This is a genomic window from Gordonia sp. UCD-TK1 (genome assembly GCF_001691435.1).
In the GTDB taxonomy this organism is placed as follows: domain Bacteria; phylum Actinomycetota; class Actinomycetes; order Mycobacteriales; family Mycobacteriaceae; genus Gordonia; species Gordonia hongkongensis.
Window position 1 is genome coordinate 104,654 of the sequence record NZ_LZMP01000004.1, and the last position, 24,026, is coordinate 128,679.

Annotated in this window: 23 protein-coding genes; 12 read left to right on the top strand and 11 right to left on the bottom strand. The window is 67.6% G+C overall.

The features are described from left to right. Positions 1 to 26 precede the first annotated feature (26 nt). Complete coding sequence (locus A9310_RS04165) at positions 27 to 2,378, bottom strand: transglycosylase domain-containing protein (RefSeq protein WP_065629490.1); 2,352 nt, start codon at positions 2,376 to 2,378, stop codon at positions 27 to 29. A gap of 127 nt (positions 2,379 to 2,505) precedes the next feature. Next, entirely contained in the window at positions 2,506 to 2,898 is a 393-nt protein-coding gene (locus A9310_RS04170) for a DUF5318 family protein (RefSeq protein ID WP_065629491.1), read from the bottom strand. Between the two features lie 274 nt (positions 2,899 to 3,172). On the opposite strand from A9310_RS04170, the gene A9310_RS04175 reads away from it, so the two are divergent. The 4 genes from A9310_RS04175 (at position 3,173) to A9310_RS04190 (ending at position 7,175) form a co-directional block, all read left to right on the top strand. After that, positions 3,173 to 3,922: a PadR family transcriptional regulator gene (locus tag A9310_RS04175; protein WP_065629524.1), complete on the top strand. Its 750-nt coding sequence runs from the start codon at positions 3,173 to 3,175 to the stop codon at positions 3,920 to 3,922. Further along, positions 3,915 to 5,006: an inositol-3-phosphate synthase gene (locus tag A9310_RS04180; protein WP_065629492.1), complete on the top strand. Its 1,092-nt coding sequence runs from the start codon at positions 3,915 to 3,917 to the stop codon at positions 5,004 to 5,006. Before A9310_RS04175 ends, A9310_RS04180 begins: the two co-directional genes overlap by 8 nt. Before the next feature lie 293 nt (positions 5,007 to 5,299). Then, positions 5,300 to 5,875: a TerD family protein gene (locus tag A9310_RS04185; protein ID WP_058252891.1), complete on the top strand. Its 576-nt coding sequence runs from the start codon at positions 5,300 to 5,302 to the stop codon at positions 5,873 to 5,875. 145 nt (positions 5,876 to 6,020) lie between these two features. Continuing rightward, the gene (locus A9310_RS04190) at positions 6,021 to 7,175 is read left to right on the top strand and encodes a DUF475 domain-containing protein (protein WP_065629493.1); all 1,155 of its coding nucleotides are present in this window, start codon (positions 6,021 to 6,023) and stop codon (positions 7,173 to 7,175) included. A 288-nt stretch (positions 7,176 to 7,463) separates the two neighbouring features. Here A9310_RS04190 and A9310_RS04195 read toward each other — a convergent pair whose 3' ends face one another. Genes A9310_RS04195 through A9310_RS04205 form a run of 3 tightly spaced genes read right to left on the bottom strand, consistent with a single transcriptional unit; the run spans position 7,464 to position 9,578 of the window. After that, entirely contained in the window at positions 7,464 to 8,228 is a 765-nt protein-coding gene (locus tag A9310_RS04195; protein ID WP_058252893.1) for an AIM24 family protein, read from the bottom strand. Further along, the gene (locus tag A9310_RS04200) at positions 8,225 to 8,941 is read right to left on the bottom strand and encodes an AIM24 family protein (RefSeq protein ID WP_065629494.1); all 717 of its coding nucleotides are present in this window, start codon (positions 8,939 to 8,941) and stop codon (positions 8,225 to 8,227) included. The genes A9310_RS04195 and A9310_RS04200 overlap by 4 nt, the downstream gene beginning before the upstream one ends. Positions 8,942 to 8,957: 16 nt before the next feature. Beyond that, positions 8,958 to 9,578 carry an AIM24 family protein gene (locus tag A9310_RS04205; protein WP_065629495.1) on the bottom strand — a complete coding sequence of 207 codons (621 nt, stop codon included), beginning with the start codon at positions 9,576 to 9,578 and terminating at the stop codon, positions 8,958 to 8,960. A 248-nt stretch (positions 9,579 to 9,826) separates the two neighbouring features. Between A9310_RS04205 and A9310_RS04210 the strand changes: the two genes are divergently transcribed. From A9310_RS04210 to A9310_RS04230, 5 genes are read left to right on the top strand one after another with little or no spacing between them, the layout of a single operon-like run. Continuing rightward, positions 9,827 to 10,939 carry a hypothetical protein gene (locus tag A9310_RS04210; RefSeq protein WP_065629496.1) on the top strand — a complete coding sequence of 371 codons (1,113 nt, stop codon included), beginning with the start codon at positions 9,827 to 9,829 and terminating at the stop codon, positions 10,937 to 10,939. Next, entirely contained in the window at positions 10,936 to 12,153 is a 1,218-nt protein-coding gene (locus A9310_RS04215) for an HpcH/HpaI aldolase/citrate lyase family protein (RefSeq protein ID WP_065629497.1), read from the top strand. Before A9310_RS04210 ends, A9310_RS04215 begins: the two co-directional genes overlap by 4 nt. Beyond that, positions 12,150 to 13,445 (top strand): phosphoribosyltransferase family protein, encoded by a 1,296-nt coding sequence (locus A9310_RS04220; protein WP_065629498.1) that lies wholly within the window; start codon positions 12,150 to 12,152, stop codon positions 13,443 to 13,445. Before A9310_RS04215 ends, A9310_RS04220 begins: the two co-directional genes overlap by 4 nt. Then, positions 13,445 to 14,569: a cysteine protease StiP family protein gene (locus A9310_RS04225; RefSeq protein WP_065629499.1), complete on the top strand. Its 1,125-nt coding sequence runs from the start codon at positions 13,445 to 13,447 to the stop codon at positions 14,567 to 14,569. The genes A9310_RS04220 and A9310_RS04225 overlap by 1 nt, the downstream gene beginning before the upstream one ends. Continuing rightward, on the top strand, positions 14,566 to 15,447 hold the full coding sequence (locus A9310_RS04230) for an HAD family hydrolase (RefSeq protein WP_065629500.1): 882 nt from the start codon (positions 14,566 to 14,568) through the stop codon (positions 15,445 to 15,447). Before A9310_RS04225 ends, A9310_RS04230 begins: the two co-directional genes overlap by 4 nt. Before the next feature lie 13 nt (positions 15,448 to 15,460). On the opposite strand, the gene A9310_RS04235 is transcribed toward A9310_RS04230, so the two are convergent. Beyond that, positions 15,461 to 16,201 carry a response regulator gene (locus A9310_RS04235; RefSeq protein ID WP_065629525.1) on the bottom strand — a complete coding sequence of 247 codons (741 nt, stop codon included), beginning with the start codon at positions 16,199 to 16,201 and terminating at the stop codon, positions 15,461 to 15,463. Positions 16,202 to 16,461: 260 nt separating this feature from the next. Between A9310_RS04235 and A9310_RS04240 the strand changes: the two genes are divergently transcribed. Continuing rightward, positions 16,462 to 17,094, top strand: a complete 633-nt coding sequence (locus A9310_RS04240) for a helix-turn-helix transcriptional regulator (protein WP_254661169.1) — start codon at positions 16,462 to 16,464, stop codon at positions 17,092 to 17,094. 95 nt (positions 17,095 to 17,189) lie between these two features. Here the strand turns inward: A9310_RS04240 and A9310_RS04245 are convergent, their stop codons facing one another. The 4 genes from A9310_RS04245 to A9310_RS04260 form a co-directional block, all read right to left on the bottom strand. After that, positions 17,190 to 17,441: a DUF6480 family protein gene (locus A9310_RS04245; RefSeq protein WP_065629501.1), complete on the bottom strand. Its 252-nt coding sequence runs from the start codon at positions 17,439 to 17,441 to the stop codon at positions 17,190 to 17,192. Positions 17,442 to 17,484: 43 nt separating this feature from the next. Further along, positions 17,485 to 18,474 carry an alpha/beta hydrolase family protein gene (locus A9310_RS04250; RefSeq protein WP_065629502.1) on the bottom strand — a complete coding sequence of 330 codons (990 nt, stop codon included), beginning with the start codon at positions 18,472 to 18,474 and terminating at the stop codon, positions 17,485 to 17,487. Further along, complete coding sequence (locus tag A9310_RS04255) at positions 18,471 to 18,881, bottom strand: ester cyclase (RefSeq protein WP_058252902.1); 411 nt, start codon at positions 18,879 to 18,881, stop codon at positions 18,471 to 18,473. The genes A9310_RS04250 and A9310_RS04255 overlap by 4 nt, the downstream gene beginning before the upstream one ends. 78 nt (positions 18,882 to 18,959) lie before the next feature. Beyond that, on the bottom strand, positions 18,960 to 20,249 hold the full coding sequence (locus tag A9310_RS04260; protein WP_065629503.1) for a glycosyltransferase: 1,290 nt from the start codon (positions 20,247 to 20,249) through the stop codon (positions 18,960 to 18,962). A gap of 189 nt (positions 20,250 to 20,438) precedes the next feature. Between A9310_RS04260 and A9310_RS04265 the strand changes: the two genes are divergently transcribed. After that, a complete protein-coding gene (locus tag A9310_RS04265; protein WP_065629504.1) occupies positions 20,439 to 21,062 on the top strand; it encodes a TetR/AcrR family transcriptional regulator in 624 nt (207 codons plus the stop codon). On the opposite strand, the gene A9310_RS04270 is transcribed toward A9310_RS04265, so the two are convergent. Continuing rightward, the gene (locus A9310_RS04270) at positions 21,063 to 22,232 is read right to left on the bottom strand and encodes a low temperature requirement protein A (RefSeq protein ID WP_083207252.1); all 1,170 of its coding nucleotides are present in this window, start codon (positions 22,230 to 22,232) and stop codon (positions 21,063 to 21,065) included. Between the two features lie 186 nt (positions 22,233 to 22,418). Between A9310_RS04270 and A9310_RS04275 the strand changes: the two genes are divergently transcribed. Beyond that, the gene (locus tag A9310_RS04275) at positions 22,419 to 23,810 is read left to right on the top strand and encodes an acyl-CoA synthetase (protein WP_065629527.1); all 1,392 of its coding nucleotides are present in this window, start codon (positions 22,419 to 22,421) and stop codon (positions 23,808 to 23,810) included. Positions 23,811 to 24,026: the final 216 nt, after the last annotated feature.

The window sequence follows — 24,026 nt, forward strand, 5'->3', positions numbered from 1 at the left end:
TCGCCGCGGAGTCGGCCGGGTCCGGGTCAGCCGATGGGCGGTTCAGGGACTCCTCCGCCACCGTCTCCACCGCCGCCGGGTATCCCGCCGAGGTCGCCACCGTCGCCACCGCCGGTGTCGCCACCACCGTCGCCACCACCGGGGCTGTTCCCGCCGCCGGCGCCACCACCGCCGCCGTTGCGCGGAGCGCCCGGGATCGGGATCGTCACGCCTGGTGCGAGGGTGAGGTTGCCGTCACCGCCCTGGTCGGGGATGTCGAAATTCGGTATGGAAGGCCCACGCCGGGGCTGCGACGGCGCGTACGTGGTGGCCGGTGCCTCATACGGCACGCCCGCCACGCCGCCGACCGATTCCGGCTCCGGGAACTGCTTGATCTCCTTGCCCTCGAGCGCAGCATCCATCGCCGACTTCCAGATCGACGACGGCAGGCCGCTGCCGTAGATCGACGCGCCGTTGTAGTTCGTCAGGGCTGTGCCGTCGCTGGTGCCTACCCAGACCGCGGTCGACAGCTGCGGGGTGTAACCGACCATCCACGCGTCCTTGTTCTGCCCCGTGTCGCCGAGCTGGACGGTGCCGGTCTTGGCCGCCGACGGCCGCGAACCGAGCGAGGAGTCGTAGAGCGAGTTGCCGTTGGAGTACGCCGCGACCGGTTCGAGGGCCGCGCTGACGTTGTCGGCGACCTTCGCGGGGAAGACGCGCTTGCCCTCGGTCTTGCGCTCGTAGAGGACCTGCCCCTCGGCGTCGACGACCTTCTGGACGAAGTGCGGCTCGTGGTAGACACCCGAGGCCGCGAGCGTGGCGTATGCCGAGGCCATGTCGATGACCCGGGACTGATACTGGCCCAGGACCACACCGCCCTCGGGCTCGCCGTTGGCCTCCTGCAGGGTGTGCTCGATGTTGCCGAAGGACTCGGCCACACCCGCGCGGTGCGCGGCGTCGGCGACCGCCCGGGCACCGCCGTCGAGGTCCATCATCAGGCGGTAGTACACCGTGTTGAGGGACATCTTCATCGCCGTCGCGAGGTTGCAGGTACCGCAGCTCTCGCCGTCGGAGTTCTCGACGGTGAGTCCGCCACTGGCCTGGAACGGTGCGGAGCTGTAGGTCTTCGACAACGGGATGTCCTGTTCGAGCGCCGCGACGAGCGCGAACACCTTGAACGACGACCCGGTCTGCAGGCCCGCCTGGGCGAGATCCCAGCCGCCCGGGTTGTCGCCGCCGTAGTAGCCACGGACCCCGCCGGTCTGCGGGTCGATGGACACCACCGACGCGAGCAGGTCGTCGGGTTCGCCGTTCAGCTCGCCTTCGGGGCACTTGTAGATCCGGTTCTTGCGGCAGGCCGCCTGGACGACGCCGTTCTGGACCTGCGGATCGATCGTGGTGCTGATCTTGAGACCGCCGGTCCGCAGTTGCTTGTCGGTGATGCCGATGCGGTTGAGCTCGGCGAGGACCTGTCGCTTGATGAGACCGTTGGGTCCGGGGGTCTCGTCGGAGTCGCTGACACGCGCCTTGACGGTCTTGGGGAAGACCGCGTTGTCGGCCTGCGCGCGGGTGATGGCACCGGTCTCGACCATGCCGTCGAGGACGTAACGCCAGCGCGCCTCGGTGACCTCGCGGTTGGTGTCCGGGTCGTAGTAGGACGGCGCGCGGATGACCGCCGACAACAGCGCGGCCTCTTCGAAGGTGAGCGGGTTGCGCTCGGCGCGACGCTTGTCGGTGATCGACTTGTTGAAGAACTTCTGCGCGGCCACCGCGACGCCGTAGGCGCCCCGGCCGAAGTAGATCGTGTTGAGGTAGGCCTCGAGGATCTTCTCCTTCGACCAGCCGTGCCGGTCGTTCATCTTCGCGGCGATCGCGAGCTCTTTGAACTTCCGGGAGTAGCTGACCTCGTCACCGACGATCGCGTTCTTGACGTACTGCTGCGTGATGGTCGAGCCACCGCCGGCGGTCTGGTTGCCGGTGATCTGACCGATGGCAGCGCGGGACAGGCCGCGGGGCGAGAAGCCGTTGTTGGTCCAGAACTCCCGGTCCTCGGCGGCGACGATCGCCTGCTTCATCGTCTCGGGGATCTCGTCGAACGGGACGACCGTGCGGTTGCCGTCGGGCGAGGTGACGTCTGCGAGGGTCCGCCCGGACGTGTCGACGATGGTGGCCTTCTGGCTCACCTCCGGTTCGGGGATCTCGGCGGTGAAGTAGGTGGCCGCGAACGCGATGATGAGCACCAGCACGATCGCCGGCACGATGGCGCCCACGATCCCCAGCGCCCACGCGAACCGTCGGTGTCGTGTCGCTGTCTGACTTCTGTTCTGACCGCCGCCGCCCGGACCGGGTCGGACTCCGGTGCGTCGCGGCGTGGGCGAAGAACCACGTGCCTCGCTCATCGTCCACCTTCCTACCGGGTCGCACGGACATTCGTCATCCGGCGAGCACGGTCAACTTCTCTGGCCTCGTGCCGCTCCACTGTGACAGCAGGCCACCGCCCCGGGCAAAAAACCGCAGGCCGGCGCGCTACTTGGCCACGCGTCGGGAGCGACGCGTGGTCTGCGGCGGCAGCCCGGCAACGTACGACTGGACCAGATGGTTCCAACTGCAGGTCCGGCACACCTCGACCACGTGCACCGAGAACTCCTCGGCGGTCGTCGCGAGCCGGGCGATCTCCTCGTTGCTGCGTGCCGACCCGCTCACCTGACCGAGGCGGTCGCCGAACACCCAGGACACCAGCGTGACCTGCTCTTTTCGGCAGATCGGGCACATCGTGGTGCTGGGTCGACCATGGAATTTCGCGGCGCGCAGGAGGTAGGGGCTCGCATCGCAGACCTCGGCAACGGCGGTCCGGCCCGCGTGGACCGAGGACAGCCGAGCGCGCCGCTGCAGGGCGTAGTCGACGATCTGGCGTTGCACGGTTCTCAGGGTACGTGGTCTCCGCCGGGGCGTCGGGCCGACGGGGTCCGGCACGCGGGTCCGACGGACCCACACCCGGGATGGTCGATCGCCGCGTGGTGGCGTCGTCGCGTGTCCGTCCTCCCGCCGACCGACCGCTCGTGGACACAGTTATATCGGTGCGATACATTGGCAAACACATCGGAACGAGGTGTCGGCTCGTCAGAGCGTGCCGGCACATCGATCCGAGGAAGTAGTGACAGTCATCGGCAGGACCGCGAAGGGGGGTGGCGAAGTGCTCGAGTTGGCCATTCTCGGACTGCTTCTCGAATCCCCCATGCACGGCTATGAGCTGCGCAAGCGGCTCACCGGCCTGCTCGGCGCCTTCCGTGCGTTCTCGTACGGATCGCTCTACCCGACGCTGCGTCGCATGCAGGCCGACGGCCTCATCGACGAACCGGAGACGCCCCTGGGCGTGAAGGTGCGGCGTGGCCGGCGCGTGTACCAGCTCACCGACGCGGGCCGGGAACGGTTCGCGGAGTTGGTCGCCGACACCGGACCCCAGAACTACACCGACGACGGTTTCGGTGTGCATCTGGCGTTCTTCAGCCGGACCCCCGCGGTCGCGCGCATGCGCATCCTCGAGGGTCGCAGGCGGCAGGTCGAGGAGCGTCGAGAAGGGTTGCGGGAGATCGTCGGGCGGTCCAACCGGGCCGTCGACCGGTACACCCGTCAGCTGCATCAGCTCAGCCTCGAATCGAGCGAACGCGAGGTCCGCTGGCTCAACGAGCTGATCGCGGCCGAGAGCTCCCAGCAGGGCGGGTCGCCGGACCCGTTCGACGACGATCTCGCCGACGGCGAACGGTCACCGTTCGATCCGGGGCGGCCCGCGGCCTCCACCGGACGAGCCGATGACGAACATCAAGACCCGGACTCGACGCCGAGCCGGGACGAACAGCTCGACGAACCCGAGCAACGGAAAACACCGGTTGCGCAGCGAACGACTGCGATGCCGCGAGAAGAAGGAGAACCCGACCATGGGTGAGCCCAATAAGGTGCGCGTTGCCATTGTGGGCGTAGGAAACTGCGCTTCATCCCTGGTGCAGGGCGTGCAGTACTACAAGGACGCCGACGAGAGCTCCACCGTTCCCGGCCTCATGCACGTGAAGTTCGGCCAGTACCACGTCCGCGACGTCGAGTTCGTCGCCGCGTTCGACGTCGACGCCAAGAAGGTCGGCTTCGACCTGTCCGACGCGATCTTCGCGAGCGAGAACAACACCATCAAGATCGCCGACGTGCCGCCGACCGGCGTCACCGTCCAGCGCGGCCACACCCTCGACGGCCTCGGCAAGTACTACCTCGAGACCATCACCGAGGCCGACGGCTCCGGTGTCGACATCGTCCAGGCCCTCAAGGACAACGAGGTCGACGTCCTCGTCAGCTACCTCCCCGTCGGCTCGGAGCAGGCCGACAAGTTCTACGCCCAGTGCTGCATCGACGCGGGCGTCGCTTTCGTCAACGCCCTGCCGGTGTTCATCGCCTCGGACCCCGAGTGGGCCCAGAAGTTCGCCGACGCCGGTGTCCCGATCGTCGGCGACGACATCAAGAGCCAGGTCGGCGCCACCATCACCCACCGTGTGATGGCGAAGCTGTTCGAGGATCGCGGCGTCACCCTCGACCGCACCTACCAGCTCAACGTCGGCGGCAACATGGACTTCAAGAACATGCTCGAGCGTGAGCGTCTGGAGTCGAAGAAGGTCTCCAAGACCCAGGCCGTCACCTCCAACCTGAACGGTCCGCTGGCCGGCAAGATCGCCGACAAGAACGTCCACATCGGCCCGTCGGACCACGTCGAGTGGCTCGACGACCGCAAGTGGGCCTACGTCCGCCTCGAGGGTCGCGCCTTCGGCGACGTGCCGCTCAACCTCGAGTACAAGCTCGAGGTCTGGGACTCCCCCAACTCGGCCGGCATCATCATCGACGCCGTGCGCGCCGCCAAGATCGCCAAGGACCGCGGTATCGGCGGACCGGTCATCCCGGCCTCGGCCTACCTGATGAAGTCCCCGCCGAAGCAGCTCGCCGACGACGTCGCACGTCAGCAGCTCGAGGAGTTCATCATCGAGGCCTGAGCCTCGGCGAATCCCTGTTACGACAGATCCGACGAAGACCGCCCATCGGAGGCGGCCGACGACTCCGAGTCGACGGCCATGCCGCCGGTGGGCGGTCTTCGTCGTGAACACATGGAGCATCGGGGTGAACTGCTGCCGCCGCGAGCCTCACAGCGAGGCGAACGCGCAGGTCATCCAACCAAATCAGTGACCGCGCCAGACCCTTCACATAGAGTGTTGTCGATTGCTCCGAGTGGCCCGTATCGGGCACATCGGACATCACGAGACCCTGTACCAACAGAAAGGCGCAAACCATGGGCGTGAGCCTGAGCAAGGGCGGAAACGTTTCGCTGAGCAAGGAGGCTCCGGGCCTGACTGCGGTCTCCGTCGGCCTCGGCTGGGACATCCGAAGCACCACCGGTACCGACTTCGACCTCGACGCCAGCGCCATCGCGCTCGGCGCGGACAAGAAAGTCCTCTCCGACCAGCACTTCATCTTCTTCAACAACCTGCGTTCGCCCGACGGCTCGATCGAGCACACCGGCGACAACCTGACCGGTGAGGGCGAGGGCGACGACGAGGTCATCAAGGTCGACCTCGCGGGCGTTCCGCCGAACGTCGACTCCATCGTCTTCCCCGTCTCGATCTACGACGCGGACGCACGGTCGCAGTCGTTCGGCCAGGTCCGCAACGCGTTCATCCGCGTCGTCAACCAGGCCGGCGGCGCCGAGATCGCCCGCTACGACCTCAGCGAGGATGCCTCCACCGAGACCGCGATGGTTTTCGGTGAGCTGTACCGTCATGGGTCGGAGTGGAAGTTCCGCGCGGTCGGCCAGGGCTATGCCTCGGGTCTCGCGGGCATCGCCCGCGACTTCGGTGTGAACGTCTGAGTCTCTCGTAGACTCCGGCTGTCCGACTGAACGTGCTTGTGGATGCCGCACCCGTTGTCGAACGGGTGCGGCATCCGCGCGTCACCACTCCTCTCCGACAATGCGGTCGGCTGGTTTCCACGCACCCTAGAAAGGCCACAAGCCAGTGGTAGTAAGAATTTTCGGCCTCTCGGTCGTCGTGACGATCGTGTCGCTGATCATCGCTTTCCTCTATGGCGGCGTCGAAGCGCTGATCCTGACCGCCATCCTCGGCGTCTTCGAGATCTCGCTCTCCTTCGACAACGCGGTCATCAATGCCACGATCCTCCGCCGGATGAGCGAGTTCTGGCAGAAGATCTTCCTCACCATCGGCATCCTGATTGCCGTCTTCGGTATGCGACTGGTGTTCCCGCTGGTCATCGTGTGGCTCGCGTCGGGTCTCAACCCGGTTGAGGCGCTCGACCTCGCACTGAACCCGCCGCCCAACGATGCGGCGTACTTCCCCAACGGCGATCCCAGCTACGAGACGATCATCACCGACGCCCACCCGCAGATCGCGGCCTTCGGCGGCATGTTCCTGCTGATGCTGTTCCTCGGCTTCGTCTTCGAGCAGAAGGAGCTCACCTGGCTGACCTGGATCGAGCGGCCGCTCGAGAAGATCGGCAAGCTGGAGATGCTCGAGGTCGTCATCGCCATGACGCTTCTCGTCCTCACTGCGACCTACATCGCCGCGCCCGACGAGCGGTCGACGGTCATGATCGCCGGCTCACTCGGCATGATCACCTACATCCTGGTCAACGGCCTCGGTGAGTACTTCAACGTCGAGACCGCGGAAGATGACGAAGCGGCCGAGCCCGGCACCGACGCCGCGGAGAAAGCGGCAATCGAGAAGAACAGCGGGAAGTCGGGCCCGTCGGACCTGGCCAAGGCGACAGGCAAGGCCGGCTTCTTCCTGTTCCTCTACCTCGAGGTCCTCGATGCGTCGTTCTCGTTCGACGGCGTCATCGGCGCGTTCGCCATCACGGCGGATCCGATCATCATCGCCCTCGGCCTCGGCCTCATCGGTGCGATGTTCGTCCGTTCGCTCACCGTCTACCTGGTGCGCAAGGGCACGCTGTCGGAGTATGTGTACCTCGAGCACGGAGCGCACTGGGCGATCGGCGCGCTGGCGTTCATCCTGCTGTACTCCATCGGCACCCACGTCCCCGAGATCATCACCGGCCTGATCGGCGTCGCGCTGATCATCGCCGCACTGATCTCCAGCATCGTCCGACGCAACCGCCTCGCGGCGAAGGGCGAAGAGGAGAAGGTCAACATCTGACCTGCCCTCCAAGAGGTGCGAAGCGAAGCGCGCTCCTGGGACGTGCGAGCGAAACGCCTCCCTCCTTTAGGTACGAGCGAAACGCCTCCCCCTGCCCCCTGAGGTGCGAGCGAAGCGAGCCTCGAAGGGTTTGGTGACTTGAGTCGCCAGGCCCTTCGAGGCTCGTCGCTTTCGCTCCTCGCACCTCAGGGAACAGTGGCTATGTCGCCCTTCGGATTAGGGAGCGGAGAAACAGCTGCGCCGCAGGACCCCGAAGGTCCTGCGGCGCAGTGGTTTCGAGAGCCCGACTCAGCCCTGCTGCTGCCCGAGTTGCTGGGTGATCTGCTGGTTGATCTGGTGCAGGCTCGGCACCGACATGCCCGGGAGATGACCCTGGATGGTGCGCAGGACCGACGAGTCGTCGCGCACCTTCTCGCTCGATTGCACGAGAACCGTTCCCGCGCCGGTGAAGTCGAACTGGCGCTCCTCGCCCGAGTTCAACCCCATCCGCCGGCCCGCGGCCGCGATGAAACCGTTGACCCACGCCTCGTCGTAGTGGTGACTGGGCGACGGGCAATCCGACCATCCGACAAGCGCTTCGGGATCGACGCGCACGGGCGGTTCGACGAACATCACCGGGCCGTTCGACGACGCGAGGAACTTACCGGTGCCGATGAGCGTCAGGAACCCCGGCACGATCGACTGGTTGAGCGACAGGTTCGGCTGGAAGGCAAGAAGATTGGCTGCCCGGATGGTGAGGTTGCCGTCTTCGAGGTCGTAAGCGTTGATGTCGTATCCGCGGTCGCCGATGATCAGCTTGCCGTGGCCCTCGGCGACGACGTAGTCACCGAGGTACAGCGGGGCGGAGAACTGCTGCGCCACCATCTGCAGCATGTTTCCCTGCAGACCCTGGGTCAGTGCGGTGAACTGCATCTGACCGTAGTAGGCGATCATCGCGCCCTTGGACATGAACCACGGCTGGTTGAGGTCGATGCAGAAGGAGTAGTTGTTGTCCGGCACGTTGTCGTCCGACGGCAAATTCATCGGACTCCACACGGTGTTGAGTTGACTCATAGCTTCTCCTCCGATGCCTGCACGTACACGATGCCCTGTCCGGAGCACTCCAATTGCATTGCCTCACCGCCGGTTCGACCCACGTTGCGCCAGCTCATCGCCGACCGCAGGCTGGTGTTGACCTGACCGGCCGACCCGACGAACGCCTGCGGGTCGACGGTCACCGGCGGCTTGGCCGGGGACACCTCGAGCTCGAAGACCCCACCGTGCCCGAGCAGCACCGCCGAACCCGGACCCGACAGCTGCGTCGTGAACATGCCCTGACCGGTGACGGCTCCGGCGGCAGCGGACCGCAATGCACCGAAGAGGCCGCCACCACCGCCGCCACCACCGCCCTGTGAGGCGACCGAGACGACGGAGGCCTGCAGGTTGGCCGCGTAGGCGAGCAGCCGCGACGCCTCGACCCGGATCGTGCCGCCGACCGCTGCGAGATCCACGACGTGCACCTCGATGCCGAGGAAGCCGTAGTGCACCTCGCCGTGCCCCTGCGCGATCATCGTCGACTCGTGCTCGCCGGCGAGCATCCGGCCGGCCATCCCGCCCATGCCGCCCAGTCCCGGCATCCCGCCGCCCATACCGCCGGCTCCCGCGATCTGGTGGGGCTGGAAGTGCACGTTGCCCTTGTAGAAGAGCATCGCCCCGCGTCGCGCGACGACCGGCCCGGTACGGCCGATGTCGACGGAGACGACCTTGCTGTTGACCTTGGTGAACATTCTCGCTACCTCACCCTCACCGCTCGGTCGGCTGGATCGACACGACGCCGCTGCCATCCCAGCGCAACGAGAACGCCTCTCCGCCACCCTGTCCCAGCGCCGACCGCCAGGAGACATCGGTGACGAAGGACTGACTCAACTGGCCGCGGGCGCAGACGAACGCGTCCGGGTCGACCACGAGCGGATACTGCGGTGACACCTCGAGGTGGATGAGCGGGCCGCCGTTGGACAACAGTGCGATCTGTCCGTGGCCGCTCACCGTCGTGGTGAACAGACCCTGACCCGACGACGCTCCGCGCAGACCGGCGAAGGTGACGTTGGTCTGCAGGTTGCCGTTGAGCACCATCAGCTGCTCGGACTCCACCTGCAGGGTCTCGTTGTTGAGCTCGATGACGGTCGTCTCGGCGGCGTTGTGCGCGAAGTACACGATGCCGTTGCCCGAGGCCTCCATGAGCGACAGCGCCTCCCCGGTGGCCCGCTGCTTCAGGCCCGCGAGCACGCCGTCGCCGCCGCCGAAGCCCGCCGATTTGAAGGTGACCTGTCCCTCGTAGGCGACCATCGACCCGCTGATCGCGCGGACCGCGGAGTTGTTCAGCCTGGCTTCCACCACGCGTTTGGACCGTTGTACCAACTGCATTCGACGTGCCTCTCTCGCGCCGTGGGGAGGCCGCCGATCGACCATCCCTCGTTCGTCTCCCGACGCCATCCCCGCACCGCGGCACCTGCCGGCATCTCGGCATCCCAGCTCGCCGTGAGCCGGGGAATCCGGCCTCATACCGAGATGAAAATAGCCGATAGCATCGAGTGGTGCCCGGAAACTTCGTACGTCGTTGGTTCGGGAACGATTCACGCACGAATTCCGCGCCACCTGCATCATCGGAACAAATGACGGCAGCGTTCCTGGAGTCCGAATCCGTCCTGGCCGAGATCGATCCGGCCGTCGCGGTGACCGCCGCCCTCGACCCGCGGTCGCGCCTGCGCGCCTCGTGGTCGGACATCCGCGAGCAGCACGCCCAGGCGACGTCGGACTACCTCCGGCTGGTGTCCCCCCCGGCCGGCACACGCGTCGACCCCCGGGATCTCGACCGGTCGACACAGGCGCTGCGGTCGATCACCGCCTCCATGCGCGACTTCGCCCGGACCAACGCCGAGACCCTCGAGCGGGCGCGGGCCACGGTGCGGGCCGCCGACGCCCAGGACCACGAGGCGCGGGTGGCCGCCAACCGGGCGATGACCGCCCTGGAGAACGCCGCACCGGCGGTGGCACGACTGCAGTCGGTGTCGGATGCCACCGACGACCTCGCTCGTGCGCTCACGGCTTTCGACCAGGGCGCGGGGCTGCGTGCCCGGCAGACCGCCGCGGCAGCCGTGCTCAGTTCGGCGCGTCGCCTCGAACAACTTCTCGCCGAGGCCCCCGCCTTCGCCGACCGCGCACAGCAGGTCATCCGTTCGGTGGAAACGCGCCGGAGCGCGGTGTCCACCCGGAGCGCGCAACTCCCCGACACCCTCTCGGCACTGCGCCGGGAGTTCAGTGCCGATTGCTCCCTCGATCTACAGCGCAACGGCTCGGTCGTCGACGAACGGCTCGAACACGCCGACGCCGAGCTCGCGGCCGCCCGCGCGATGGTCGATGCTGCCCCCGACCAGGCCATCGGCCGCGCCGACGCCGCCCGCGACGACCTGGCCGTCGCGGAGAAGGCCGTCGACGCCGTGCTCGACCGGTTGCGACTCCTGCGGGAGGTGCGCGCCGACCCGCGGGGCGCGGAGCAGCGCGTGCGCTTTCGCCTGCGCGACGCCCAGCTCTTTGCGGTCAATCACCGTCTGGTTGACGAATGGGGCTCGGTCCTCGATGCTCAGGCCGACCGGATCGAGCGCGCCAAAGGGGTTCTGGATCGCATCCACCCCGACTACTGGAGCTACCTGACGCAGCTGCGTGCGGTGGACGACCGGATCACCGAGATCGTTTCGCGGATGAGAGGACAGGTGGCCGCAGGATGACCACCACTGCACGACACGACGACACCGGTCTCGAGCCCGGGACGATCCGGCACTTCGACCACCTGGAGCCGTCGGTCTCGAACTCCCTGTTCCATCGGCAGCCCGAGCCGATCGAGCCGACCTGGCCGGCGCAGCGGCTCGCCGTCGCGCTGGGCGCCACCCTGTACGTCCCGGCAACCCGGCCCGATCTTGCCGAGGTCATCCGCCGACGCCGCGCCGAGGGTGTGATCTCGATGGTCATCGACCTCGAGGACGCCGTCGCCGACGACGAGGAGGCCGAGGCGATCGAGCACGCCGTGGCCGCGTTGCGCGGTATCGCCGCGAACCCGTGCCGGCCGATGTTGCTGTTCGTCCGTCCGCGGTCGGCCGACCGGATAGTGCCGATCGCCACCGCGCTCGACACCCCGTCGGTGCTGACCGGGTTCGTCATCCCGAAGTTCTCGTCGGAGAATGCACCCGAGGCGTTCGACGCCGTTGCCGCTGCCGGACAGATCCTCGACAAGCACCTCTGGGTCATGCCGGTTCTCGAGTCGGCCGCGGTCGTGCACCGCGAGACCCGCGACGACGAGTTGACCGCCCTCGCGTCGCTCCTGAGCGCGCACCGTGACCACGTGCTCGCCGTGCGCATCGGTGCCACCGACATCTGTAGTCACTTCGGAATCCGCCGGGATCGTGACCTGACCATCTACGACGTCCGGGTCGCGGCCGATGTGATCGCCGGCATCGTCAACCATCTCGGCCGCAGCGACGAGAGCGGCTTCGTCGTGACGGGGCCGGTATGGGAGTACTTCGCCGACCACGAGCGCATGTTCCAGCCCATGTTGCGTCACACGCCGTTCCGCGAGAACGACGCCGTCTACTTCCGGCAGCAGCTCGTCAGCCGCGACATGGACGGTCTCCTCCGCGAGATCACCCTCGACCGCGCCAACGGCCTGCACGGCAAGACCGTCATCCACCCCGCGCATGTCGCCGCGGTGCACGCGTTGTCGGCGGTCACCCACGAGGAGTATCACGATGCACTCGACATCCTGGCCGGCGAGTCCGGCGGGGTACGGGCGTCGTCGTACCGCAACAAGATGAACGAGCTGAAGCCCCACCGCAACTGGGCCTTGCGGGTCATCGATCGCGCTGCCGCCTTCGGCGTGACCCGCCAGGGGGTCTCGTTCGTCGACCTGCTCACCGCGCTCGCCTCGCCCGGGCAGGCGAACTCGTGAACGATCCGGACACCGTCGGCATCGACTGGGTGACCGAACGTTTCGGCGTTCAGATCGCCGACGTCGGCGACGCTCCGGGTCACACGGTCCGCGACCTCGTCTCACTCGGCTTGCGCCACAATCGACGCCGTGCTCATCTGCTGGTCTCGACCGTGCTGGGCAAGCACATCCCGACCTCGCCCGCCATTGTCCGTGGCGCCGCCGACGATCTGGGCGCCGCGATCATCGCCGAGATCGGTGCGAATGCGGCGCGCGACGCCGTCGTCTTCGGCTTCGCCGAAACCGCGACCGGTCTCGGACACTTTGTCGCCGAACGCATTTCCGCATCCCGGTATCTGCACTCGACGCGGCGCAGACGCCCGGATGTGGTGGTGACGGGCACCTTCGAGGAAGGGCATTCACATGCGACGACGCATTTGCTGCAGCCCAGCGATTCCGCCTTCCTCGACGCGATGACACCCCAGGAGGTATTGATCCTGGTCGACGACGAGATCTCCACCGGCAAGACCGCGCTCGGCGCCATCGAGGCCATCGTCGCGGACCGTCCTCGTAAGCGGTTCGTCGTGGCGTCCCTGGTCGACATGCGTACCCCCGCGCAGAAGTCGGAATGCGATGATCTCGCAGCGAAACTCGGCGTCGATGTCGCTTACGTGGCGCTCGCGCACGGCTCGATCACCCTTCCCCCGGACCTCCTCGACGAGGTGTGGCAGCTCGGGTCCGACGAGCTCAACCCGGTGGCAGCCCGGCGCGGCGGCCTGGTCGCGGTGGCCCTCGACTGGCCGGCGGCAGTTCCCGACGGCGGCCGGCACGGAATTCTCCGCACCGACTCGACGGGCTTCCGGCGAGCGGCGACCGCGGCCGCCGACACCGTGGCGGCACAACTCGATCCGCGGCGCCCGGTTGTCGTGATCGGGCACGAGGAACTGATGTACGCACCCTTGTGCATCGCCGAGTCGCTGGAGCGTCGTGGCTTCGCCACCGGATACCAGACCACCACGAGGTCGCCGGCCCAGGTGCACGACGTCCCGGGTTATCCACTCCGGCGCGGATTCCGGTTCACCGCACCGGAACCCGATCCGGAGACGCCAAGGTATGTCTACAACGTGTCCTCCGTCGACCATCCGGACCCGCAGGTCGTCCTGATCGTCGACTCGCCGGCCGACACCGATGAGCTGCGTGCGCCCGGTGGACTCATCGACGTCCTCACCGCCGCCGGGCACCCGGTGGTGCTGGCCGTCGTGCCCGCCACCGACCAACGTTCCCTGGCACGAACCCGAGAGGCGGTGCGCTGATGGACATCGCCACCACCACGCCACCGCTGTGCGGACCGGAGTTCGGTTCGTACGCGGCCGACGAGGTCACCTGGCTGCTCAAAGACCTGTCCGACGTGGCGTTGGAAGGTGAACTGCGCGAACGGGAACGCCGAATCCAGTCCGGTCAGGCCCACTACGCGGAGTCGTTGCCGATCGAGTATCAACCCGGCCGCGAGTACCAGGAACTCTTCCATGCGACGCTACGGTCCTCGGCCCAGCGCCTCGCGGAAGCCGTCGGCGTGGTGTCCGAACTCATCCTGGCCGAGCGGCATTCCACGCCGACGCTGGTGTCGCTGGCGCGGGCCGGCACCCCGGTCGGCATCCTGATCCGACGGTGGATGGCGGCCGTCCACGGCATCGAACCCCAGCACTACACGATCTCGATCGTGCGCGCCCGCGGGATCGACACCGTCGCACTCGATCACATCGTGGCGCGGCACCCTGCCGAGTCGGTCGTCTTCGTCGACGGCTGGACCGGCAAGGGCGCCATCCAGCGCGAACTCACCGCCGCTGTCGACGACTACGCGCGCGCCGGCCGGCCGCAACTGCACGACGAACTCGCGGTGCTGGCGGACTCCGGCTCCTGCACGACCCTGTTCGGCACCAGGGACGACTTCCTCATCGCCTCCGCCTGCTTGAATTCCACTGTCTCCGGCCTGGTCTCGCGCACCGTCCTGAACGCCGACCACATCGGTCCGGGCGAGTTCCACGGAGCGAAGTTCTACCGCCATCTCGCCGACTTCGATGTCTCGGGACTGTTCCTGGACACCGTCAGCGCCGAGTTCGATGCAGTCGCCGACCGAGTTCGGGCGACGGTGTCGGCGATGACGCCGGAGTCACGCCGGCCCGACTGGTCCGGCTGGCGTTCCGTGGAACAGATCCAAGCCGAGTACGGCCTGTCGTCGATCAACCTGGTCAAGCCCGGCGTCGGCGAGACGACGCGGGTGCTGCTGCGTCGCGTACCGTGGCGCATCCTGGTGCGCGCCGACGATCTGCCCGAACATCGCCACATCCGGTTGCTCGCCGCCGAACGAGATGTGCCCGTGGAGGTCTCGCCCGATCTCGCGTACTCGTGTGTCGGGCTCATCAAGGAGGACTCGTGAACGCGCTGGTCGCCACCGATCTCGACCGGACCATGATCTACTCACGCGCCGCCATGGGCGACGAGCAGTTCGCGACCCTGGAGACCGTGTGCGTCGAGATCTACCGCGACGCGCCGCTGTCGTACATGACCACGACCGCCGTCGAACTGATGACCATCCTGGCACGTGAGGTCGTCGTCGTACCGACGACCACTCGCACCCCGGCACAGTTTGCCCGGATCGATCTGCCGGGCAGCCCATTTCGCCACGCCGTGGTCAGCAACGGTGGCCGGATCCTCGTCGACGGCGCCGACGATCCGGAATGGCGTGCGCACATCGACCGCGAGGTGACCCGCGCGGGCGCCACCCTCGACGAGGTCCGCGACGAACTCCGAACACGCATCGACGACTCCTGGGTCACCGCTCTGCGGACCGCCGACGACCTCTTCTGTTACCTGGTCGTCGACCCCGCGGTCCAACCGCCGAAGTTCCTCGAACAATGGCAGCAGTGGTGCGACGCACGTGGCTGGACGGCTTCCCAGCAGGGTCGCAAGATCTACGCGACCCCGCAGCCGGTGACCAAGTCGGCGGCCATCGCCGAAGTCCGGCGACGGCTCGTCGCTGACGGCACCCTCGACGACTCGGCAGTGCTCTGCGCGGCCGGCGACGGCTGGCTCGACACCGACCTGTTGCTCGCCGCCGATCACGCGATCCGCCCGCGGCACGGTGAGCTGGAATCGCTCGGCTGGTCGGCGCCCGGGCTCACGATCACCGCCGACACCGGGGCCCTCGCCGGTGTCGAGATCCTGCGGTGGTTCGGCGAGCGGAGCGGGATCACCGTGCCGGAATCCGCGACGCCTCCAGCGCGAGACCGGACCGTCGGGGTTCACGCGAACTGATCAACCGAACTGATCACGTGGGCATCGATCCGAGGACGTCGGAGTGCCCATGGCGTCGGCACCAGCTGATCAGGTATCGCGCGTGTAGGCCGCACCACCGGTAGACGGCGGCCTGGGTCATCGGCAGCGATGCGTCGTGCTCACCGCGCTCGACGATGATGGGCCCGAGGTAGTGGCTCGTCACCTTGTTCGCCGTGTTCGGCGACACCTTGGCGGCGCGGGCCAATGAGGCGTTGTCCGAGGCGCTGCCCGACGCAATCGCCCCCGCGAGACGGCCCGCGGTATGGCCGCGCCGACCATCGAACAACTGGTAGAGCGGTGGACGGCGCGCCGACGCGGCCCTGGGCAGGGCCTGGCCGAGCGCCACCGAGCGCACAACACCGACCAGCGTCGCGAAACCGTCCGATTTGGCGATGACCCCCGCGACCTCGTCGCGCAACCGCGCCTCGTCGAGATGGTCCTGTTCCAGCCCGTGTCCCTGGGTCGCCAGGACAACCGGCGCGTGCCGGTCATGGTGGTCGAGGGTGTCGATGACGTCGAGTCCGTCGAAGGTCCATTCCAGGTCGGGTCGGTTCCAGATCAGATCCGCCACCACGACGTCGAATCGCACGTTGCCGGCGATGCACTGGACGAACTCGTCGCGGCCGGTGGCAACGGTGACCGTGGCCTGGTCGAGCGCCTTGGTCAGCGGCACCGCGACCACGTGTCCCAGCGGGGAGGCGACGAGGACCCGCATGTCGGTCGGCACAGGCATGATCATGCCCGATATGTCCACGGTGTGCGCGATCACGCATCCGATCGGACGACAGGGTGATTATTTACCCTGCGATCACCACATCAGGTTCGAGATACCGCTGACAAACCGTCTCATGTTCGTGAGGCTGAAGAAATTGGCGTTCGTGAAATAAATTCTCGATGCCCGATCGCGAGCCATGTCGATCATCCGAGAGAGTCCCGCCGTGTGTTCGGCTCACAGCTCCCGGCCGAATCGAAGTCGACAGGAGATCCCGGCACGTGTCCGTACCCCTCAACGACGCCCCCCGGTCGGCGACCCCCGGCACCGGGCCCACTGCCGCGCCGAGTCCGGAGCGGCGAATCACGGCCGTCGTTGCCGAGCACGACATCTTCGACGCCGCCCTGGCCGCTCTCGTGGAGAGCGCCGGCTACGACGCGACGGTCGTCGAACCCGCCCAGCTCGCTGCCCTACGGAACCCGAGCGCGATTCTGGTGCGGTCGGCCGCGATGCTCGGATTCGTCCGGCGGGTGGCATCGCTGCGCACCGTCAAGGTCATCTTCGTGGGCAACGGGGTCGCGGGCTTCGATCACGTCCGTGTCTCACCGCGGGCCCCGGCCGCCGAGGACGAGCTGCAGCGGGCGCTCGAGACTGCGGTGGGACCGCCGACCCCGCCGTCCGCACCCACACTCGCGAACCGGGTGCGCATCACCGAACGGGAGCTGGAGATCCTGCAGACCTACACATTGGGTGCGACGCTGCGTCAGACGTCGCGTATCCACGAGATCGCCGAGAGCACGGTGCGCGAGCACTATCGGCGTGTCGCCCGACGCTACGAGGAAGCCGGCCGGCCGATCGGGAACAAGGCCCAGTTGCTGGTCGAGCTCATCGCCGACGGCTGGGTGCGCCCCTGACACCGCCGCTGTGACCGGAGACATCGTGGGATGGTTCGACCGGGTCGCCCGTCGCCCGTCGGCCCGGCATCGCGGCACGTGACCGGCGGTGACCCTTAGAAGAGCCCCACGGCGCGGCCGATCAGACCGAGCGCGACGACGAGAAAGATGATCGCCGCGACGGCGATGACGATCACGCCGCCGGCACGCCTGCGCTGCGGCGGTTCGTGCTCCTCTCCCCCGACCGCGGATTCCGCCGGCGGTGTGTCACCGGGCGCCACTCCGCCGCCGGGCTCGAGTCCCGCCGTGCTGGACGGGTCGGGGTTCTGCGGGTTGAACGGTTTGCGGGCGGGGTCGTTGTCAGCCATGCGGGCGGTGTACCCGGAATGGCGCGAAGTCACTCGCGGGCGGTCAGAGACCGGGTGCGAGTGCGGCGAACATCACGGGCAGATCCTCGGCCCAGTAGGGCCATGCGTGCGTTCCGATCGCGCGGAAATGGACGACCGGCTGCAGTCCCTCGGACCTCATCCGGCGGGCGAACTCGTTCGAGCACGCGTTGACCGACTTCTCGAGTACCGCTCCCGTCGCGATCTTCTCCGCACGGTGCCGGCCCGGGTCGAGCCGGGTGCGTTGATCGAGGGGGCCGGGCGCGCCGGTCCCGGACGCGATGAAGACGCGCTTCCCGACGAGGGCCGGCAGGCGGCGACCCGGGTCGTGGTCGGCCCATCCCGGCGCGTTCCACGGACCCCACATGTTGGTGGGATCCCCACCGTCCCGGATGATCGCGGCTCGGATCTGCCCTTCGTGCACCGGGCCGGTCGTGAACGGGCAACCGCTGATGGAACCGACGCCCGTGTACAGGCCCGGCCGGCGCGTCGCGAGTGTGAACGCGGCCTGGCCGCCCATGGACAGGCCCGCGACCGCGTTCCGCCCGTTGCCGTGGAACCGGCCGTCGATCAGCGACGGCAGTTCGACGGTCAGGAAGATCTCCCACTGCGGACGCCCGAACGTCGCGTCGTCGTGCTGCCAGTTCGTGTAGAACGCCCCCTGGCCGCCGGGCAGCACCGCATTGACGTCCTTGTCGCGGAAATACCTGTCCGCGCGGGCTTCCCGAATCCAGTCGCTGATCGCCGTCTTGCGGCCGCCCCCGTCGAGGAGATACAGCGTCCCGCGCGACCGGGAGTGCGCCGGGTGCAACACACTCACCGGCACGTCCCGGCCCATCGCAGCCGAACGGATCACCAGATCGTGCCGCTGCGGCCCGACCGCCACACTGCTGATCACCGACGCCGACGCGGATACCGGTGCCGCCGAAACGATTCCCTGCGTACCCGAGACGATCGGACGGGCGACGAGCGCAGCCGCGAAGACCCTGATCAACCGGCGCCGAGCACGACTCATCCGGGGAGCACACCCAGCTGCCCGAGGAAGTCGAGCTGATCGAAGTACAGGTGCTCGGACATCAGCTCCGAGCCGTCGATCCGGTAGGTCGCACTCCATCGGAACGAGACAGGCCGTCCGGTGGGTTCGACCGGACCCGACGGACTCTGCAACACACCGTCGTGGACACCGTCGAACGTGCCCTCCACCGAGGCGTTGTCGCCGTCGACGACATACGAACCAACGGTGAGGCGACCGTCGGAGAAGGCGCCCTGGAAGACGGACAGGAAACCCAGTACGCCCTCCCGTCCCGTGAACACCCCACCCGGCGAGACCAATTCCGCATCGGCGGACCATGGTTCGTTCTCCGGTGCGCGGTCGTTGAAGGCATCGATGTGCGCGTCGATGACTGCTCGTGCATCACTCATGTCGGGCTCTCTTTCTCGGTTGTCGTCGGCAGATGCGCCGACATTCGGGTATCCGGATGACACAGACCGCGCGGCGGGTCAGGATGAGCGGGTCGATCGACGAACCGCCCGATCGACTTCGGTCACGATCGTCTGGGTCGAGTCGTAACCGGCGATCGCATGCGCCATCTGCCGACACCGAACGGCAACGCCGTCGTCGGCCAGGATGCGGCGTACCGTCGCGGCGAGGTCCGCAGGAGCGGGTCGCCGGGTCCCCAGATCTGCGCCGACCCCGAAGTACGCCACCCGAGCCGCGACTTCGGGCTTGTCCTCACCCCCTGGTACGACGACGACGGGCACGCCGTGGCGCAGTGCCTGCAGCACTCCGCCGTAGCCGCCGTTGGTGATCAGCACCGATGTGCGCGGCAATAGGGCGTCGTAGTCGAGGAACCGCGCGACCCGCGTGTTGTCGTTCCGCGGCAAGGGATCCGGGTCCGCACCGCCGGTTGTCACGACGACCTGGACGTCCATCTCGGCCAGCCCGGCGACGGCGGGTTCGATCAGTTGGGAGAAGTCGTCGTTGTCGAGCGTGCCCTGGGTGACGTGAACGATCGGGCGGTCGTCGTCGACCATCTCCGACCACCACGGCGGCGGGGGAACAGCACCGCCAGGGAACACCGGCCCCGCGAACACCGTGTTCGGCGCGAGATCTGATCGCGGATACTCGAATTCGGCCGGGCCCAACTGAACGAAACGGTCGAACGCCCTGGACAGGTCGAGGACGAAATGATCAAGCGAGCCCCCGGCCCGTCGGACCAGGTCGCGCGCCGAGGACTGCGTGGACGCGAACAACACCCGTCGTACTGCCATGTGAGCCAACCGGTTACGGAGCCGACCCAGTGGACCGGACATCGGCGGCAAGCCACTGTTGAAGGGGGCGACGTCGGGACTGGACTGAGCGAGCGGCATGGTGCCGACACCGATCACCGGAGGCCGCCGGCCCGGGGGCCGGGACAACAGGGGGATGATCCCGGCGAAGGTTCCGTCGCACACGATCACGTCGACACTCCGGCGGCCGAGGACCGATGTCACCGCCGTCGCCTGCTCCGGCAGCGGCGCGATGAACGTCCGCTCGACCTGGTAGCGCGAGAGCGCCAGTCCGCGGTACCGATGCCGGTCGGGGGTGAAGCTGTCGGGGTCACGTTCGTCCAGATCGGCGACTCCGGTCAGCGATTCGACGGTCAGCCCGGCGTCGCCAACCCGGTCGGCGAAACGCGAGCCGGTCAGCATGATCACCTCGTGACCCCGATCCGCGAGCACACGTCCGACAGCGGTGAGCGGACCGACGTGTCCGGCCAGCGGCGTGGCGCACAGCAGAATGGTCGACATCGATCCTCCATTTGGATAGAGCTCGACTCTAACCAAATTAGACGACGGATGATCACTCTCGCGTAATCGGTCCCATCTTTGCACTTCAGCGGGCTAAGTGAATTCGGGGACCGTGATCGACCTTTGGGCGAAGCCCAGCAACGCCACTACTATCGTTGTCGTTGGAGTCCGACCCGACCGGAGGCCGGCGTGAGCAAACGCCCCTACACACCGCGTAAGCGCGCGATCAGCGCCGCGCAGACGCGGACACGCATCCTCGACGCCGCCCAGGCGCTGTTCGTCCAGCAGGGATATTCGCGGACCACCGTGCAGCAGATCGCGCAGCAGGCCGAGGTGTCCGTCGGCACCGTGCATCAGGCGGGGTCGAAAGCGTCCCTCATGACGGCCGTCCTCGAACGCGCCTTCACCGGTGACGAGAAGTTCGTCTCGCTGCTCGAGCGACCCGAGTTCATCGCGATCATGAACGACACCGACACCGATCGCGCCATCGGGCGGTACGTCGACCACGTCGTCGCCGCGAACAGCCGGATCGCCGATCTATGGCATGCCGCGACGCTGGCGGCCGACACCGACCCGGCCATCGGCGAACAGCTCGAGCGGTCTGAGCTCCGCCGGCTCGACGACGTGCACACCGGCTGCCACTGGTTCGTCCACCGGGGCCTGATCTCCGACACCCGGGTCGATGAATTCGCCGACATACTGAGCTATCTCACCGGCCCGGCGACCCATCGCTACTTCACCGTCGAACGGAACTGGAGCACCGCGCGATTACGCAGCTGGCTGCTCACCGGCATCATGGCGGCGATGCGGTAGTCACACGTGCGGGTCGCCGGCCGTGGTGAGCGGTGGTCGAAGGACCAGGACGACGACGATCGCGACGAGGAAGACGGCGGTCAAGGCGAACGGGACCGGGATGACCGGGTCGAGCAGGACCAGGAGCGCACCGACCGGTACCACGGTGTTCACCACGCGATCGGCGTTGGCGCGCAGAGCAATCCACCAGATGCCCAAGATGAAGACCGCGATGGGGATCGTGACAGTGAACGACGCCTGGGTTTCCGTCAACTCGCTGTGGTGGGTCAGGACGTCGATCTCGACCTCGATACCGGCCGAGAAGGCACCAGCAGCGGCGAAGACGAAGTAGTGGACGTATCCGTACCGGAGGGAGTCGGCGAGCGATCCGATGGCCCGGTGGTGCGGCGGCCAGAAGTAGATCCACCACAGCGCGGCGGTCGCGATGAACGTGAGGATCGCGATCGAGATCAGCGGGGCGAGCTCCTGTTCGTTGTGCAGCGCCTCGATGATGGCGTTCGACGACGCCAACAGGCTCTCGCCGAGCAGGATCAGCGTGAACAGTCCGTACCGTTCGGTGATGTGATGCGGATGCCACGGAGTGTTTCCCTGCTTCTCGGCGACCACCGGCACCGCGAGCTCGGCACCGACGAGCATCACGAACCCGATGGTTGCGGCTGCTCCCGACGGTACGAGCAGCCATAGCAGCCACAGGATCTGGACGACGGCGATCCCGGCGGCATAGAGCCGGGTCGTCCGGCGGCGGTCTCCGGCAGAGCCGGAAGCGCGCAACCACTGCGCGACCATCGCGACGCGCATGACCACGTAGCCGAACACGACCAGGGTGAACTCGTGGTCGACGAAGGCGGGCTCGATCCCGGCGGCCAGCACCAGCACACCCGCCATCTGGACGAAGGTGAGCACCCGGTAGAGCCAGTCGTCGGTGCCGAACGATGTCGCGAACCAGGTGAAGTTCATCCACGCCCACCAGATGGCGAAGAAGATGAAGGCGTACGACACGACCCCGTCGACGATGTGGTTCTCGGTGAGTGCGTGATGGAGCTGGACGGCCGCGATGCTGACCGCGACCACGAAGACCAGATCGAAGAAGAGCTCGAGCGTGCTGGCCGTCCGGCCCGGTTCGGCCGGGTCTCGTAGGCGCATGGTGTTCAGGTGAAAGCGCTCAGACATCGTTGCCCCCGATCGGTCGCTGCGTGTGCACGAGATCATGCCATCGGCGCCGAGGGCATGCGCTCAGGAGCGCGGGTCGGGGTGTCCCACCGCCGACGGCGGTCGGCGTGAGGGGCGCACGCCGTGTGACCTCGGCGATCTGCGCAGGTGACGGGCGGGATGGACCCGTCGTGGCACAGTGAACACGTGCTGCTGCCCACCCTGACCCCCACCGCACCGGACGATCCCGCCGTGATCCGTGTCGGCGACGACAAGCTGTCGCGCGAGGACCTCGTCGGGGCCGCGACGGCGGTCGCCGAACGGATCGCCGGTGCCCGAACCGTCGCGGTACTGGCCACGCCGACGGTGGAGACGGTGCTGGCGGTGGTGGGCGCGCTGATCGCCGGGGTGCCGGTCGTCCCCGTTCCGCCCGACTCCGGGCCGCGCGAGTTCGAGCACATCCTCGCGGACTCGGGGGCACAGGCGTGGCTCGGACAGGCCCCCGCCGAACCCACCATTCCTGTCATCCCGGTCCGCCGCTACGCGAAATCGTGGCACCGTCACCCGGAACCGCACGCCGATTCGACCGCACTGATCCTCTATACCTCCGGCACGACCGGCCTCCCCAAAGGTGTTCCGATCACCAGGCAGAGCATCGCCGAGGGCCTCGACGCACTCGCCGATGCGTGGTTGTGGACCGCCGACGACACTCTGGCGCATGGCCTTCCGCTGTTCCATGTCCACGGGTTGATCCTGGGGGTCCTGGGTCCCCTGCGACGGGGCGGGCGACTGATCCACACCGTCACCCCGACCGCGGACGGATACGCTTCCGCCGCGCGAGCCGGCGCCAGCATGTTCTTCGGCGTCCCGACGGTGTGGAACCGCGTCGCCGGCGATCCGGCTGCGGCACAGACGCTGTCGTCGGCGCGAGTCCTGGTGTCGGGCAGCGCCCCCCTTCCCGTGCCGGTCTTCGAGCGGATCCACGAGCTCACCGGCCACGAGATCGTCGAGCGTTACGGCATGACCGAAACACTGATCACCGTCAGCACGCGCGTCGACGGACAGCGCCGGCCCGGATGGGTGGGACTCCCGCTCGCCCACGTGGAGACCAGGCTGGTGGAGAACGGCAAGCCGCTACCCCACGACGGCGAGAGCGTGGGCGATCTCCACGTCCGCGGCCCGATGATGGCGTCCGGGTATCTGAATCGTCCGGAAGCGACTGCCGAATCCTGGCGTCCCGACGGCTTTTTCGCGACCGGTGACGTCGCGGTCATCGACGGAGACGGGATGCACCGCATCGTCGGCCGACGAGCCACCGACCTCATCAAGTCCGGCGGGTTCCGCATCGGGGCCGGCGAGATCGAGACCGTCCTGCTCGCCCACCCGGCGGTCCGCGAGGTGGCGGTGATCGGCGTCCCCGACGACTACCTGGGCCAACGCATCGTCGCCTACGTCGTCGGCGACCAGGTCGCCGACACCGAGCTCATCGAATTCGTCGCCGGCGAGCTGTCGAATCACAAGCGGCCGCGCGAGATCCGATTCGTCGAGTCCCTCCCGCGCAATGCCATGGGCAAGGTGCAGAAGAAGCTGCTGGAATGACCGTCGTCTGAAAACCGCCCAGTGGAGCGGACCCGACGACGGTCTGCCGGCTGTCCGTTTTCCACGGGCGGTTTTCACACGGCTGACGTAGTAATCCACAGACGTCTCGGACGCCGGGTTCTGCCCGCCGCCACGATAGACACTGTCCCGCATGACCTTCGACGAGCTCACCGAGCGGTTCGGCGGCGTCGTCGCCACCCATCAACTCCTGGCCGC

Coding starts and splice junctions, on each gene's coding strand:
- A9310_RS04180 (WP_065629492.1), top strand. CDS start 3,915: ATGGGTGAGCCCAATAAGGTGCGCGTTGCCATTGTGGGCGTAGGAAAC.
- A9310_RS04235 (WP_065629525.1), bottom strand. CDS start 16,201: ATGCCTGTGCCGACCGACATGCGGGTCCTCGTCGCCTCCCCGCTGGGA.
- A9310_RS04250 (WP_065629502.1), bottom strand. CDS start 18,474: ATGAGTCGTGCTCGGCGCCGGTTGATCAGGGTCTTCGCGGCTGCGCTC.
- A9310_RS04205 (WP_065629495.1), bottom strand. CDS start 9,578: ATGCAGTTGGTACAACGGTCCAAACGCGTGGTGGAAGCCAGGCTGAAC.
- A9310_RS04260 (WP_065629503.1), bottom strand. CDS start 20,249: ATGTCGACCATTCTGCTGTGCGCCACGCCGCTGGCCGGACACGTCGGT.
- A9310_RS04165 (WP_065629490.1), bottom strand. CDS start 2,378: ATGAGCGAGGCACGTGGTTCTTCGCCCACGCCGCGACGCACCGGAGTC.
- A9310_RS04255 (WP_058252902.1), bottom strand. CDS start 18,881: ATGAGTGATGCACGAGCAGTCATCGACGCGCACATCGATGCCTTCAAC.
- A9310_RS04200 (WP_065629494.1), bottom strand. CDS start 8,941: ATGTTCACCAAGGTCAACAGCAAGGTCGTCTCCGTCGACATCGGCCGT.
- A9310_RS04215 (WP_065629497.1), top strand. CDS start 10,936: ATGACCACCACTGCACGACACGACGACACCGGTCTCGAGCCCGGGACG.
- A9310_RS04210 (WP_065629496.1), top strand. CDS start 9,827: ATGACGGCAGCGTTCCTGGAGTCCGAATCCGTCCTGGCCGAGATCGAT.
- A9310_RS04270 (WP_083207252.1), bottom strand. CDS start 22,232: ATGTCTGAGCGCTTTCACCTGAACACCATGCGCCTACGAGACCCGGCC.
- A9310_RS04195 (WP_058252893.1), bottom strand. CDS start 8,228: ATGAGTCAACTCAACACCGTGTGGAGTCCGATGAATTTGCCGTCGGAC.
- A9310_RS04225 (WP_065629499.1), top strand. CDS start 13,445: ATGGACATCGCCACCACCACGCCACCGCTGTGCGGACCGGAGTTCGGT.
- A9310_RS04245 (WP_065629501.1), bottom strand. CDS start 17,441: ATGGCTGACAACGACCCCGCCCGCAAACCGTTCAACCCGCAGAACCCC.
- A9310_RS04185 (WP_058252891.1), top strand. CDS start 5,300: ATGGGCGTGAGCCTGAGCAAGGGCGGAAACGTTTCGCTGAGCAAGGAG.